This window comes from Amycolatopsis sp. WAC 04169 (genome assembly GCF_003947535.1).
Lineage (GTDB): Bacteria > Actinomycetota > Actinomycetes > Mycobacteriales > Pseudonocardiaceae > Amycolatopsis > Amycolatopsis keratiniphila.
Genome location: NZ_QHJI01000007.1, coordinates 609,020 through 623,098 on the forward strand (window position 1 = coordinate 609,020; position 14,079 = coordinate 623,098).

Here is a 14,079-nt window from a genome sequence, read left to right on the forward strand (position 1 = left end):
CGGTGATGTACTCAGTGCGCCGCGTTCTGCTCCATGCGCTTACGCAGGCTCAGCGGGCGCATGTCCGTCCATACCTCTCCGATGTGCGAAAGGCACTCGGCGCGGGTGCCTTCCTTGCCCTCCGCCCGCCAGCCCGCGGGCATATCCCTGTCCACCGGCCAGATGGAGTACTGCTCCTCGTGATTGACGACCACGCGATAGACCTGGTTGTCGTCCTGCTCATCGACCATTGGTTCCTCCTCGTAGCGGGAATCTCGTAGTGCCTTTTCGCGGCTTCGCACGGACACACGAAGCCGTCACGAGCGGGGAATTCGGGAAGTCGCCACAGCTCGGCCGGTCCACGGTCGCCGAGTGGGGATCAGTCGGACATCGCGACCAAGACACGGCGCTCACCGGTGTACGGCCGCCTGCCGTGCCCGACCAGGACATTGTCGATGAGCAGCAGGTCCCCGGGACGCCAGTCGACATCCACCGCAGCCTGCAAAGCGCGATCGCGGACCTGGAACACGTACTCGTCGGGAATCGGCTCACCATCGGCGAAGGTCACCGACTGCGGCAGCTCCTCCGGCGGCATGATCTGTGCCAACGCGGCGGCGGTATCGTCACCGAGAGCGGCGGGGTGCCACTGATCCGCTTGGTTGAACCACACCTCGGCCCCGGTCGACGGGTGTCTGATGGTCGCGGGCCGGACCTGGCTGACCCGCAGGCCGCCCGCGGTCCACCGCCAGTCGGCTCCAGTCTCCGCGAGGAACGATTCGACGTCGGCGCGACGGTCTGTCTCGAAGGTGTCCTGCCAGCTTTTCCCCAGACCTACGCCGTCGTGCAGGTTCTGCTGGTAGCGCACGCCTCCCGCGAACGCCGTGCGGACCTCCGGATCGAGAAGGTCCAGCCACAGGGCCGCGTCGACGACCGGGGTCGCGCCGCCGACCGGTGCCGCGATCTCGCAGAAGAACAACAGCCGAGTGGGCCAGCGTGACGCGTAGGAGAGCTCGTTGTGCATGGAGATGGTGAACTCGGCGGGATACTCGGTGGAGGTGTAAAGGTGCTGTCCTACCTTGGTCCGCGGCGAGTTGCCGTGCAGGTAGGCGAGCCGGTTCGGCACCAACTGATCGAGCACTTGTTCGAGGGTGTCCGGAGTGACACCGAAACCACGGAAGACCAGCGCCTTCTCTTTTGTCAACGTCTCGGTGACATCGAAGCCATCGAGGTATTCGACGAGGTCGCTGACGCTCGCCCCGATTCCGGTTTCGGACGGGTCGATCTCCCGTGGTTTCCAGCCGGCTGGATCGTTCATGCCAATCCCCCTCATGGCGTGCGTCATTGAGGGGAGATTCCCGCTGAGGTCCATATTTCTTCGATATCGCGGAACACGCGGAGCCGGCAGGCGTGGGGGGCGCCCGCCGGCTCCGCCGGCATCGGTCTCAGTCGACCGAAACCTTTTCCTGTGCCCGCCCCACGACGGTCGAGGTCTCTCGCAGGCCGATCCTGTCGTGCAGCCGCTTGAGTGGTCGCGGCGCCCACCACGCGGCCTTGCCGAGCAGGGTCATCGTGGCGGGCACCAGCAGGCACCGGACGATCGTGGCGTCCACGAGCACCGCGATGAACAGTCCGAGCCCGATCTGCTCGACCTGGCCGACCTTGGCCGCGGCGAAGAACGCGAACACGATCAGCATCAGCAGGGCGGCCGAGGTGATGATCCGGCCGCTGTCCTGCAGCCCGTGCCGGACCGCGGTGTCGCTGTCCTCCCCCGCGTCCACGTACTCCTTGATCCGGCCGAGCAAGAAGACCTCGTAGTCCATCGAAAGCCCGAACGCGAAGGCGAAGACCACGACGATCATGTACGGACTGAGCCCGCCGACGGTCAACGTGTCCAGCGGACCGGCGAGGAACCCGTCCTGGAAGACCGCGACCAGAACCCCGAAAGTGGCACCGAGCGAGATCACGTTCATCGCGATGGCCTTCAACGGGATGATCAGCGAGCCGGTCATCAGGAAGAGGAGCAGAATCATGGCCAGCGCGGTGATCGCGATACCCAACGGTAGCCTGTCGGCCAGCCGTTGCTTCAGGTCGATCAGCTGAGCCGCGTCACCGACCACCCAAGACTCGATTCCGCCGGGTCGGTCCGCTCGGAGCCGGTTCACCAAGTCCTGAGCGCCCTTGCTCTGGCCATCCCCCTTGGTCGCGATGACCACGGCGGATACGGTCGGGTTCACCGGCCTCGCTTTCTCGACGCGAAGCACCTCCGGATCCGAAGCCCACTTGGCGGAGTAGGCGTCCAACGTCGCCGGATCGGTGCGGGCCACCACTCGCACCGCGGCGAGGCTGGTCTGCCCGAACCGGGCGTCGAGCTGATCGGCGACCCTGACCGATTCGATACTCCGGGGAAGTCCCTCCAACTGAGGAACCTTGACGTTCACGTGCAGCACCGGCGCCGCGATCGCCAGCAGTACCACCAGCGAACCCAACACCACCAGCAACGGTCTGCGCTGCGTGGCTTTGGCCAGCCTCGCGAAGAAACCTTTCTCGAGTGCCGCGGCGGCGGGCTTCGTCCCACCTGCGGCCGCGGTGCGCGACGCGGCTTGTCGGATCAGGTCCTTCTTCCCCGGTTTGATCCACTTGCCGAGCAGACCGATCAGCGCCGCGGTCAGCGTCAGCCCGGCCAGCATCGCGACGAGGGCGGCCGAGATCCCGGCCGCGGCCATCGCCTGCAGGCGTGGAACGTCGAAGACCGCCAGGCCGGTCAAGGCGGCCGCCACTGTCAGCGCACTGAACGCGATGGTCCTGCCCGCCGTGCGCCAAGCCCGCTCGACGGCTGCCGCCCGGTCGTCCGTGGCAGCCAGTTCCTCCCGGTAGCGGGCAACCAGCAACAGTCCGTAGTCGATGGAGAGCCCGAGACCCAACAGGGTGACCACGGTGATGACGTTGGCGTCGAGATCGAAGATCGCGGAAAAGCCCAGCAAACTGGCGAAGGCCCCGAGCATCGTGCCCACCGCGGCGAGTATCGGGAGCCCGGCCGCGATGACCCCACCGAACACGAACAGCAACACGATCGCCGTGAGCGGGAGCGAGAACAGTTCGGCCCGTTGAAGGTCTTCATCGACAGCATCATTCGCCTGCGGACTGATCAACTCCCCGCCGCCCACTTGTACCGTGGCGCCAGGCAACTCGTTCGACAGTTGTTTCAGTCGGGTCGTCGATTCACGGAAGGGCACCGCCTGCTTTTCAGCCTTGGCCAGTACGACGGTTATCGCCACTGCCCGCTTGTCCGTCGCCGTGCGGGGTTTGGCCACTTCCTTGACACCCGGGATCGCTCTGACGTCGCTCAGTGCCCGGTCGACGACTTCTCCCGTGGCGGGAACCAACGGATCGACGTTGTCGACCACCGCGATGAACTCGACCCCCCGGTCGATGCCCTCTTTCATCGCATCGCGGGCGTGGCTCGCCTCGGTCCCCTTCATGTTGTTGGTGTCCCCCATGCCGTCGAGCACGGGACCGATGGCGAACGAGCCCGCGATCATGACCAGCACCCACGCCGTCAAGACCCACCATCGTCTGCGAACGCAGAAGTTCCCAAGTCGGCTAATCATGGGGAAAGCATCGCGGGAAGAACGCGTGATATCGGTAGTCCCCACACCCGAGTTCGGGGTGGTGCTGGGTACAGCAGGATACGGAATCCAGGTCCCTGGTGCCCGCTTCGCGCGCTCCTTAGGCTGGTCTCATGACGACGGATGTCGGTTCGGAAACCGCGAGTGGACGGCTTGGCGGCCTCCTTCGCGCGCCGCTGAGCCCGAGGGCATGGCGCGACACGACCGTCGTACTCGCGGGTTTCCCTCTGGCCCTGGCGGCGTCGGCGATCGTGGTGACGATGTTGGCGCTCACGGTCTCGCTGGCGATCACAGCTGTGCTCGTGATTCCCCTGCTGGCGGCCCTTTTCTGGCTGAGCAGGGCGTTCACGTTCTGGCAGCGCGCTCGGCTCCGGGGGCTACTCGGGATTTCCATCCCGCCGCGATCGCGGCTGCCACGGGAAGACTGGCTGCGTGGACTCTGGACCGAAGCACGCACGAAAGAGACCTGGCGACACGTCCTTTACCACACGCTGGCCGGCGTGACCGGCACGGCGGGCGCGGTGCTCGTCTCCGGTTTCTGGACGCTCGGTGCCCTGTTCAGCACCATCCTGGCCCACGGCTGGCTGTTGCCCGACACCTCGCGAATCGACCGTTCGCCACTGGTTTTCGCGTCCCTGACCGTACTCGGCCTCATCCTGCTTCTCGCGGCGCCCGCGGTCGCCGCGAACGCCGTGAAGGTCGATATCGGCCTTGCGAAAGCCCTCTTGGCACCCAGTAGGAGCGAAACGCTGGCACAGCGAGTCGAAACCCTCTCCGCGAGCAGGACCGAGATGATAGACGCGGCCGATGCCGAGCGCCGCCGTATCGAACGGAACCTGCACGACGGCACGCAGCAACGCCTCGTGTCACTGGCGATGAATCTGGGGATGGCGCGCACCACGCTGACCGGGATCCCCCCGGAGGCCCGTGAGGCGATAGAGCAAGCCCATGAGGAAGCAAAACTCGCGCTGTCCGAGTTACGGGACCTGGTGCGCGGTCTACATCCCGCGGTGCTAGACGACCTGGGGCTCGACGCGGCGCTGTCCGGAATCGCTGCCCGGTCTCCGGTGCCGGTCAGACTGCTCGTCGAATTGCCTCGTCGGCCGCCCCGCGCCGTCGAGACGATCGCGTATTTCGTGGTCTCCGAGTCACTCACCAACGCCGCCAAGCACGCCCACGCGAAGCAAGTCGATATTGTCGTCGAAATGACCACTGACGAGGTGCTCGGAATCATCGTGTCCGACGACGGCCGAGGGGGCGCCGACCCGACCCTTGGCACTGGACTGCGCGGTTTGGCCCAGCGGGTCGGCTCGGTCGACGGAACGATGTCCATCGACAGTCCGCAGGGTGGCCCGACCCGACTAGTGGTGACACTGCCATGCGCGTGGTGATCGCCGAGGATTCGGTCCTTCTCCGCGAAGGCCTCGTACGGTTGCTCGGCGTCAACGGATTCGAGGTCGTCGAGGCGGTCGGCGATGGCGAGCAGCTCGTCGACGCCGTCCAGCGGTACGAGCCTGACCTGGTCATCGCGGACGTACGCATGCCGCCCACGTACACCTCCGAGGGGCTGCAAGCCACCCTCACGATCCGCGAACGATGGCCGGCCGTCGCGGTGCTCGTGCTCTCCCAGTACGTCGAAGAGCGGTACGCGTCGGATCTTTTGTCAAGGGAAACCAGCGGTGTGGGTTACCTGCTCAAGGACAGGATCGCCGACGTCGTGGAGTTCGTCGACGCGCTCCGCCGGGTCGCCGCAGGCGGTACCGCGCTCGACCCCGAGGTAGTCGCGCAGATCCTGGTGCGCAACAGGCAGCGTCCCCTCGAACGGCTCACCGCACGAGAACGTGAAGTTCTGGCGATCATGTCGGAAGGGCGCTCGAACTCCGGTATCGCGGCCGCGCTCGTAGTCAGCGAGAGCGCCGTCGCCAAGCACGTGAACAGCATCTTCACAAAATTGGACCTCGCCACCGCCGACTCCGACCACCGTCGGGTACTGGCGGTCCTTCGTTTTCTCAACGGTTAGAGAGGACTCGATGTCCACCACGACGACGGAGACCCTAAACCCCAGTAAAACCTGGTTCGCCGGCGGCGCGCTGGTTACAGTCCTCGTCCTGCTCCTCGCCGGCGCCATGGTCTGGTCATGGCTGTCCGGCGAGAGCCGGCCCAACACCGAGTCGCAGTCGCAGATATACCGGCAACCGATCGGCAGGATCGAGATCAGCTCCGCCGCGGGCGACCTCACCGTCTCGGCGGGTCCTGACGGCGAGGTGGGCGTGGATCGACGGCTGGAGTGGACCGCCCACAAACCGACCTACACCGAACAGTGGAACGGCGACACGCTGCGAATCACCGTCCGGTGCCCGGACGGCAAGCTGGGTTGCTCGGTGCACTACACGATCCGGGTACCCCGATCGATAAGCGTGCGAGCCCATACGGACGCGGGAGACCTCGATATACGGGACCTCAGCGGCGACATCAAGGCCGAGACCGAGGCCGGTCGCACGACGCTGGAGAACACCAAGGGCAAGCTTTACGCGCGAAGTGGCAACGGTGACCTAACGGCCACCGGGATCACCTCGGCCGAGATCGACCTCGGCACCGGCGCTGGGCACGTGGACCTTCGGCTCAGCGGCGTTCCCAGCCTCGTGCGGACGTCCAGCGGTGCGGGCGACGTCCGCGTCCGGGTGCCCGCGAACCCGAGTGGATACCAGGTGCGAGCCGATACGAACGCGGGCAGGCGTGTCGTGGAGGTCCAAGACGTCCCCGCCAGTCCGCATCGGATCGAGGCCTCCACCTCGGCCGGTGATGTGACGGTGGCCGGCTCCTGAGGGACCCTGCCGTCTGTTCGGCGCGCCTGGGTATGCGGGCGTGTGGGCCCGGGCGCCGCATTCAGGTGGTCAAGTCGATCCCACGCTCTGCTTCGGCTGCCTTCTTGCCGGCGAGACCGACGACCGACAGCGCGGCCAAGAGGGTCATTACGCCACCCACCAGCAGGATGGCCGTGCGTGAACTGAACGCGTCCAGCAGGAACCCCGCGAGGAGGGCGCCGAGGGAGTTGGCACCGGAAGTGAGCAAGGTGGCGATCGAGCCGACCCTGCCTTGCATGGCGTCGGGCGTGGTCTTGACCTGGTAGACCATGCCCGCCACGTTGGCGACTCCGGCGCCGTAGATGATCGTCGAGTAGATCGCGGCCAGCGCGATCGGATGACGGGCGAACGCGATCAGCGGCATCAACAACGCCCACGAGATGTTGACGCTCATGATGATCCGTCGGATTCCCACACGCTTCAGGTAAAAGTTGCTCGACAACGCGCCGAGCATTCCGCCGATGCCGTTCACCGCGATGATGAAGCCGACCGTGGCCGGCGAACCACCGTTCTGCTTGACGATCACGATCAGACCGAGGCTGAGAACCTGGAAGAGAATGTTGCTGGCCGCGACGATGCCGAGAGCCCGGCGCAGGTACGTCTGGGCCCAGACGAAGACGAAACCCTCCTTGACCCGGGTGAACATCCTCAGGGGTTTCCGCCCGTGTGAAGGTTTCTCCTGCAGGTCCTTCCGGATGAACAACAAGGTGATCAGCGAGATCAAGTGCGCGACGGCGGTGAATCCGAACGGCGCCCACCGGGTCATCGAGTAGAACAAGGTGCCCGCCGGCTGCCCGATCAGGCCCGCCGCCTGGCCACGGGCCTCGTTTCGGGCCAGCGCCGCAGCGAGCTGCCCCTTCGGCACCACATTGCGCACCACGGCCCGTTCCGCGAGCCGGTACAGCAAGGTCAAGGACGACTCGAGGAAAGCCACGGCCATCAGATGCGGTATCCAGACATGGCCGAGCAAGACCGTGACAGCGACACTGCCGATCGTGACCATCCGGCCGACATCGCACAGGATCATGGTCCTGCGCCGGTCCCAATGGTCGACCAGTGCGCCCGCGGGAAGCTGCACCACCAGGTTCGGCAACAGCGCCGCGAAGCCCACCAGCCCCGCGGCGGTCGCCGAACCGGTCGACCAGAACACCAGGAGGGTGTAGGCGATCGCACTGACCCGTGAGCCGAGGAAGGAGACTCCGGCGCCGATCCACAGCAACAGGAAGTCGCGGTTGCGGCCGAGTGGTACCTCCTTCCGGTCCCCCGGCGCGGCCTCGACGAGGCTCACGTCTCGGCCTCCTCGCCCATGCGCGCGAGTTCGGTATCCGAAAGGGCAGCGACTTCGGCTTTGATGCGTTCTTCGACGGCCTCGGCGATACCTGCGACAGTCGGCTGCTCGAAGACGAGCCGGATCGGGAGGTCGACCTCGAAACATTCCTGCAGCCGGGATACGAGCCGCACTGCCAGAATGGAATGCCCACCCGACCGGAAGAAGCTGCGTAGGACACCGATGTCGGTCCCCAGCAGCTCGGTGAAAATCTCCGATATCCGTTCTTCGATCACGTTCCTAGGCACGGCGAACGGGGGTTCGGCTTCCGTCTTGTCCGTATCGGGAAGGGCTTCCCGGTCCACCTTTCCATTGGCGTTCAACGGCAGCTCGTCGAGCGGCACGAAAAGCGACGGCATCAGGTAGCCGGGCAGGAAGGCCGCACAGTGCTCAGCGAGACCTGGTGCGTCACCGACGTAGTAGGCGACCAACCGTTCCCGACGCGCGACGACCGCACTCGCCCGAACACCGGGACACGCATCGATGACGGCCTTGACCTCCCCCGGTTCGATACGATAACCGCGAATCTTGACCTGGTCGTCCACACGGCCGAGGAAGGCGATGTCTCCACTCGGTAGCCGGCGGACGCGGTCTCCTGTCCGGTACAGGCGGTCCCCTGGTTCGCCGAACGGGTCCGGTACGAATCGTCCGGCCGTCAGGTCCGGTCGGCCGGCATAGCCTCGTGCCACTCCGATGCCTCCGACGTACAGTTCCCCGGGCGCACCCACGGGGGCCACACCCAAGCCCGCGTCCAGCACGTACATCGTGGCGTTCGGCAGCGGCCTGCCGATCGGTACCACGTCCACGTCCTGCGGAGCGTTCACCGGGAAGACACTCGTCCCCACCGACGCTTCGGTCGGGCCGTACTCGTTGATCAATCGACCCGGCCCCAGCAGGCTCAGCCATTTGGTGGCCAGCGCGCCGGGGAGGGCTTCTCCGGCCACCACGATCACCGACGCGAGGCTGGCCGCCTGCTCGGCGGTCAACTGATGCAGAAGGATCTCGAGATGCCCGGGGGTGAGTTTGACGAAGCTGAACGGCCCCGCCGCCTCCAGCGCCGCGCCCAAACCGGCCGACTCCGATTCCGGGTCGACGAGGTGCACCCGCTGCCCTGTCACCAAGGGCGCCCACAGATTCGGGACCACCAGGTCGAAGGCGACAGAAGAGAACAAGGGCGCCCCGGAGGTTCCCCGCGCCGCGAGTTCGGCCGCCGCCCAAAGGACGTGGTCGGCCAAGCCCCGGTGCGTGACTTGCACCCCTTTCGGCGTTCCCGTCGATCCTGACGTGAAGATCACGTACGCGAGATCGTCCAACTCGGAGTTTCGGGAAACCGGCTCGTCGACATTCCCCATTTCGGACACGACCAGGAACTCGGTCGCGTCCGATCGATCCACGGCGTTCGCCGAACCCACCACCGCTTTCACGCCCGCGGAGGCCAGCATCAAGCGAATCCGTTCCGTGGGAAAGGAGGGTTCGACGGGTACGTACGCCGCTCCCGCCTTCCACACACCGAGAAGGGAGGCGACCAGGTCGACCCCACGCTCCACCACGACGCCGACCACCGCCCCTGCTCCGACGCCACGCCGCCGCAAGCACCCCGCGACGCGATCGGCCCGCATGTTCAATTCCGCGTACGAGACCGTCGCTTCGTCAGTTGTCACCGCGACCGCGGCGCCGTCGGCCGCGACCCGGCTTTCGAACAGATCGAGTACCGATACCTGAGGAAGCGGTGTCGTGGTCGCGTTCCAGCCGGAGACGAGCTGTTCGGTTTCGGCTGAGGTGAGGAAGTCCAAGCGGCCGAGCCGGGCGTCCGGATCGGCCGCGATCGCGGCGAGCAGCCGAGAGAAATGCTCGGCAAGCCGCAGCACTGTGGACTCGTCGAAAATCGAGGTCGCGTACTCGAAGGCGGCCGTCAACCCCTCTTCGCCTTGCCAGACGAACAAGGTCAAGTCGGTTTTGGCGACCTGCCAGGCCTTCTGGAAGGCGTCCAACGAGGTCGTGTCCGCCAGGACCGCACTGGTGTCGCCTTCTTCCTGTAGATCGAAAGCGACTTGATAGAGCGGGGTGCGCGACAGGTCGCGAGTCGGTTCGAGAAGATCGACGATGCGCTCGAACGGCAATTCCTGATGAGCGAAAGCCGAGGTGACCACTTTACGCACCTTGCGGACCGCGTCGACAAATGACAGGTCAGGGGTCAGTTCGCAGCGCAACACCAACGAGTTGAGGAAGAACCCGGCCACGTTCTCCAGCCCAGGCCTGTTCCGCCCCGCGACCGGGGTACCGATCGGCACGTCCCATTGCCCCGCGTATCTCGCCAACAACGCGGCGAAGGCCGTGAGCAAGGTCATGAACGGCGTTGCGCCATGGCGCCTGCCCAACTCGATGACGGCCTCGGCCGTACCGTCCGGAATCTCGATCCGCGCTCCGGAGCCGTGTGGATCCCGTTCGACGGGCCGGCCTCGGTCCAGCGGCAGTTCGAGCCTCGGCAGCCCTTCGAGATTGCCGCGCCAGTAGGCGAGTTCCCGGGACACGACCTCGTCGGTGAGCCGAGCACGCTGCCAAGCCGCGAAATCCGCGTACTGAACGGAGAGTTCGGGCAGCTCCGGCTCGCGGCCCTCGAGCCGCGCCGAACACAATTCACGCAACTCCTGTGTCAGCACGACCGTTGTCCGGCCGTCCGACGCGATGTGGTGGACCGTCACCAGGAGCAGGTGCTCCTCGCCGGGAATCCGGATCAGCATCGCTCTCCACAGGGGACCGTGCCGGAGGTCGAAGCCGCGCTCGAACTGTTCACCGAACAACGCGGACGGCTCCGAGCCACAGAAATCCACGACGCGCAACTCGACCTCGCCCGGCCTGTCGATGAACTGCCGCGGTTCATCCCCTTGTGTCACATACCGGGTTCGCAACGCCTCGTGCCGTGCTTCGACGGTGTCAAGTGCGCGTTGGACGTCCGCCGGCGCCAGCGCGGCAGGCAACCGCAGGAACAAGGGGGCCACCCACTCGCGACCACCGGGGTTCATCTTGTCGAGGAACCACAACCGGTGCTGGCCGAACGACAGCGGCAAGGCACCTTGCCGGGACACCGGTGTCAGTGAGGCCGGTCGCTCACCGGACTCGTCCAGCAGTTTCGCCTGATCCTCCACCGTGGCCGCCAGGAAAAGATCACGCGTGGCGATGTCCACGTCCGTCCTGGCACGCAACAAGTTCGCGAGCTTGGCCAGTTTCAGGGAAGACCCACCCAACCGGAAGAAGTCGTCGTATACGCCCACTCGCTCAGTCCCGAGAACCTCCTCCCAGGCCCGAGCTACCATGTGTTCCGCGGACGTACGCGGCTCGGCGTACCGACCGGACGAACTCGCGGCCGGAACCGGCAGGGCGGCCCGATCGACCTTTCCGTTCTCGGTCAGTGGCAGCGCATCGGCCTCCAGAAAGACAGCCGGGACCATGACCTCGGGCAACCATTCGGCGAGATTCGCACGCAGCTCGGAAATTCGGAGTTCTCCGTTGCTCACCACGTGTGCGGCCATCCGCGTCCGCCCTTCGCCATCGCGGAAACCGGCCACTGCCGCCGCGACGACACCCGGGTGCGAGACGAGTGCCGACTCGACCTCGCCGGGTTCGATCCGCACACCGTCGACCTTCAGCTGGCCGTCGACCCGGCCGATGTACTCGAGGCACCCGTCGGTCCGCCAGCGGACCCTGTCACCGGTGCGGTAAAGCCGGGCGCCCGGGGGGCCGAAGCCGTCCGGCACGAACCGGTCGGCGGTCAGATCGGGACGGCCGAGGTAGCAGCGTCCGAGCCCGATACCGCCGACGTACAACTCGCCGACCGCGCCCGCCGGGGCGAGTTGACCATCGGGGTCCAGCACGAGGACACGAAGACGGTCGAGCGGACGGCCGATCGGGACCCGCCCGGCTTCCTTCCACGGTTCCACAGCCTGAGCGGTGACGTCGATCGAGCATTCGGTCGGACCGTAGGTGTTCCATATCTCCACGGGGACGTCGGCGCGGAGCCGTCGGCAGAGTTCGGCTTCCAGTGGCTCGCCGGCGGAGAACACCAACCGCAAGGTGACGCATTCCGCCCATCCAGGCTCGTCCGCGAGCAGCCGCAACACCGACGGCACACCTTGAAGGATCGTCACTTCCTGCTCGGCGATCGCGGCGACCAGCGCCGAGGGGTCACGCTCGGCACCGATCGGCGCGAGTACGACCGCCCCACCCGAGATCAGTGGTGCGAAGAACTCCCAACAAGCCGCGTCGAAGCCGATCGAAGTCTTCTGGATCACCCGATCACCGACTGACATATCGTGCCGCCGCACTTGCCAGTCGACGCGGTTGCCGATCCCCTCGTGTGTGATGACCACGCCTTTCGGCTGCCCCGTCGAGCCGGAGGTATAGAGAACGTACGCCGCGGAGTCCGGTTCGACGACGATCTCCGGAGCGGCGACGCCGCAGGCGTCGATGATGGACCGATCGGTGCCGAGGTTGACCACGCGGACATCCCGCACCGCCGACATCTCCGGTAGTGACGAGCGGGTCAGCAGGATCCTGAGCCCGGTGTCCTCGACCAGCCAGCGCCTTCGCACGGCGGGCAGACCGGGTGAGATCGGCACATACGCACCCCCGGCCCGCCACACTCCGAGCAGCGCGACCACGAGGTCGAAGCCACGCTCCAGACAGACTCCGACGAACGACTCCGCTCCGACGCCGAGCTCGCGGAGATGGTTCGCCAGCCGGTTCGCTCGGTTGTCGAGTTCACGGTAACTGAGTTCCGCCGCTCCGTGCACCACGGCTGTCGCGTTCGGGGTGCGGGCAGCCTGTATGGCCACGAGCTGGTGCAGAAGGGCGTTCACGGGCGCTCCTCGCAATCGGGTTCGTTCGGGTGTGCCCACCGGCGCCCGGTCACCGTCAGGCAAGGGTTTCCGTGCCGGTACCGAGAGCGAGCAGTCTTCGCTGCTCGGCGTGGTCGATCATGGGTGCCTTGGCAACCACGGAATCCGGCTCGGCGCACGCCACGGAGATCAAGCGCAGGAAGTGTCCGGCGAGACGCTCGATCGTCGCGGGTTCGAAGAGTTCGACGTCGTATCGGAATTCCGTCGTCAGCGAGCCGGGCGAGTGGGTGATCTCGAGGGAAAGGTCGAACTGTCCTTCCAGATGCGGCAGGTCGACCCGCTCCAGCAGGTGCCCCGCAACGTTGATTCGACCACCCGCGATCGCCGGCAAACGGTCGTCGTGCTGAGGTTTCACCATGGTGATCGCGATGCGGAACAGCGGGTCATCGGCGGCCCGGTCCGCCGCGAGCAAGGCGAACGGGTAGCCCGCCCGGAAGGTCGCGGCGCCGAGTTGCCCACCAGCTTCCGCGATCGTCTCCGCGAAAGTGGTGGCACCGCCGAACCCGGCACGCAGCACGATCGGGTTCACGAGCAGACCGACGACTTCCCGCAGTGAGCGGGTCCGGCGGACGGAAGCGGGGCATCCTACGGTGAAGTCGTGCTGCCCGGTGTATCGGAAGATCAACGCCTGGAACACGCCGAGCAGAACCGCGAAAGGCGTGGCACCCAATCCCCCCGCCGCCGTATGCACGAGTCTGACGAGTTCTTCCGGCAAGGTCGCTCGATGTGTCGCACCAGCGAACGCCGGCCTTGTCGGGCGTGGTCGGTCAGTGGGCAGTACGGCGGCCTCCGCACCGTCGCAGATCTTTTCCCAGTACCGCCGGAGCTCGATCCCACGCGGTGAATCCAGCAGCGCCCGTTCCTTGGCCACGTAATCGTCGAATCGTCCGGACAACGCAGGCCAGTCCGGCTCGACGTCAAGCCTGCTCGCCCGGTACGCCTCGATCAGATCCCGCCACACCAGCCGCTGGGACAAAGCGTCGCTGGCGATGTGGTGGATCACCACGACGAGCACGGCTTCGTGCTCCCTCAGCAGGAGGACGACTCGAAAGGCGCCGGTGTCGGTCAGCGCGAACGGCCGGGCGGCGACCGCACGTGCCGCGGCTCGCGCATCTTCGCCGTCCGGCAGCCACCTGACCTCCAGCCGGACCAGATCCGCCGCGCAGACGATCCGGACGGGCCGGCCTTCGAGCTCGGTGAACTTCGATCTGAGCAGTTCGTGACGATCCGCGACCGCCGATACCGCACGTTCGAGGGTGGGTATGTCAGGCCACGGCGAGAACGACGCAGCCGAAGCTTCGTTGTACGCGGTGCTCTCCGGAACGAGGTTGTGGAACAACCACAAGGACTGTTGTCCGAGGGAGAGCGCGCGGACGTCCTGCTCCACG

General features: G+C 66.2%; 9 protein-coding genes. 3 read left to right on the top strand and 6 right to left on the bottom strand.

The genetic code is table 11. The features are described from left to right. Positions 1 to 11: 11 nt before the first annotated feature. The 3 genes from DMC61_RS21910 to DMC61_RS21920 form a co-directional block, all read right to left on the bottom strand. Positions 12 to 230 (bottom strand): MbtH family protein, encoded by a 219-nt coding sequence (locus DMC61_RS21910; RefSeq protein ID WP_125690881.1) that lies wholly within the window; start codon positions 228 to 230, stop codon positions 12 to 14. A gap of 128 nt (positions 231 to 358) precedes the next feature. Next, positions 359 to 1,294 carry a TauD/TfdA family dioxygenase gene (locus DMC61_RS21915; protein ID WP_125690882.1) on the bottom strand — a complete coding sequence of 312 codons (936 nt, stop codon included), beginning with the start codon at positions 1,292 to 1,294 and terminating at the stop codon, positions 359 to 361. A 127-nt stretch (positions 1,295 to 1,421) separates the two neighbouring features. Beyond that, positions 1,422 to 3,539 carry an MMPL family transporter gene (locus DMC61_RS21920; protein WP_199750063.1) on the bottom strand — a complete coding sequence of 706 codons (2,118 nt, stop codon included), beginning with the start codon at positions 3,537 to 3,539 and terminating at the stop codon, positions 1,422 to 1,424. A 179-nt stretch (positions 3,540 to 3,718) separates the two neighbouring features. Between DMC61_RS21920 and DMC61_RS21925 the strand changes: the two genes are divergently transcribed. From DMC61_RS21925 to DMC61_RS21935, 3 genes are read left to right on the top strand one after another with little or no spacing between them, the layout of a single operon-like run. Next, positions 3,719 to 4,996 (top strand): sensor histidine kinase, encoded by a 1,278-nt coding sequence (locus tag DMC61_RS21925; RefSeq protein ID WP_125690884.1) that lies wholly within the window; start codon positions 3,719 to 3,721, stop codon positions 4,994 to 4,996. Continuing rightward, positions 4,984 to 5,625, top strand: coding sequence for a response regulator transcription factor (locus tag DMC61_RS21930; RefSeq protein WP_125690885.1), 642 nt, complete (start codon positions 4,984 to 4,986; stop codon positions 5,623 to 5,625). Before DMC61_RS21925 ends, DMC61_RS21930 begins: the two co-directional genes overlap by 13 nt. A gap of 10 nt (positions 5,626 to 5,635) precedes the next feature. Then, the gene (locus tag DMC61_RS21935) at positions 5,636 to 6,430 is read left to right on the top strand and encodes a DUF4097 family beta strand repeat-containing protein (RefSeq protein WP_125690886.1); all 795 of its coding nucleotides are present in this window, start codon (positions 5,636 to 5,638) and stop codon (positions 6,428 to 6,430) included. Between the two features lie 61 nt (positions 6,431 to 6,491). On the opposite strand, the gene DMC61_RS21940 is transcribed toward DMC61_RS21935, so the two are convergent. From DMC61_RS21940 to DMC61_RS21950, 3 genes are read right to left on the bottom strand one after another with little or no spacing between them, the layout of a single operon-like run. Next, positions 6,492 to 7,757 carry an MFS transporter gene (locus DMC61_RS21940; RefSeq protein WP_199750064.1) on the bottom strand — a complete coding sequence of 422 codons (1,266 nt, stop codon included), beginning with the start codon at positions 7,755 to 7,757 and terminating at the stop codon, positions 6,492 to 6,494. Beyond that, complete coding sequence (locus DMC61_RS21945; RefSeq protein ID WP_199750065.1) at positions 7,754 to 12,652, bottom strand: non-ribosomal peptide synthetase; 4,899 nt, start codon at positions 12,650 to 12,652, stop codon at positions 7,754 to 7,756. Before DMC61_RS21945 ends, DMC61_RS21940 begins: the two co-directional genes overlap by 4 nt. Before the next feature lie 55 nt (positions 12,653 to 12,707). Next, positions 12,708 to 14,078 carry a condensation domain-containing protein gene (locus tag DMC61_RS21950; protein WP_125690889.1) on the bottom strand — a complete coding sequence of 457 codons (1,371 nt, stop codon included), beginning with the start codon at positions 14,076 to 14,078 and terminating at the stop codon, positions 12,708 to 12,710. Position 14,079 lies beyond the last annotated feature (1 nt).

Bases quoted from the DNA above. Each gene is read 5' to 3' on its own strand.
- DMC61_RS21930 (WP_125690885.1), top strand. From the start codon at position 4,984: ATGCGCGTGGTGATCGCCGAGGATTCGGTCCTTCTCCGCGAAGGCCTC.
- DMC61_RS21910 (WP_125690881.1), bottom strand. From the start codon at position 230: ATGGTCGATGAGCAGGACGACAACCAGGTCTATCGCGTGGTCGTCAAT.
- DMC61_RS21915 (WP_125690882.1), bottom strand. From the start codon at position 1,294: ATGAACGATCCAGCCGGCTGGAAACCACGGGAGATCGACCCGTCCGAA.
- DMC61_RS21935 (WP_125690886.1), top strand. From the start codon at position 5,636: ATGTCCACCACGACGACGGAGACCCTAAACCCCAGTAAAACCTGGTTC.
- DMC61_RS21925 (WP_125690884.1), top strand. From the start codon at position 3,719: ATGACGACGGATGTCGGTTCGGAAACCGCGAGTGGACGGCTTGGCGGC.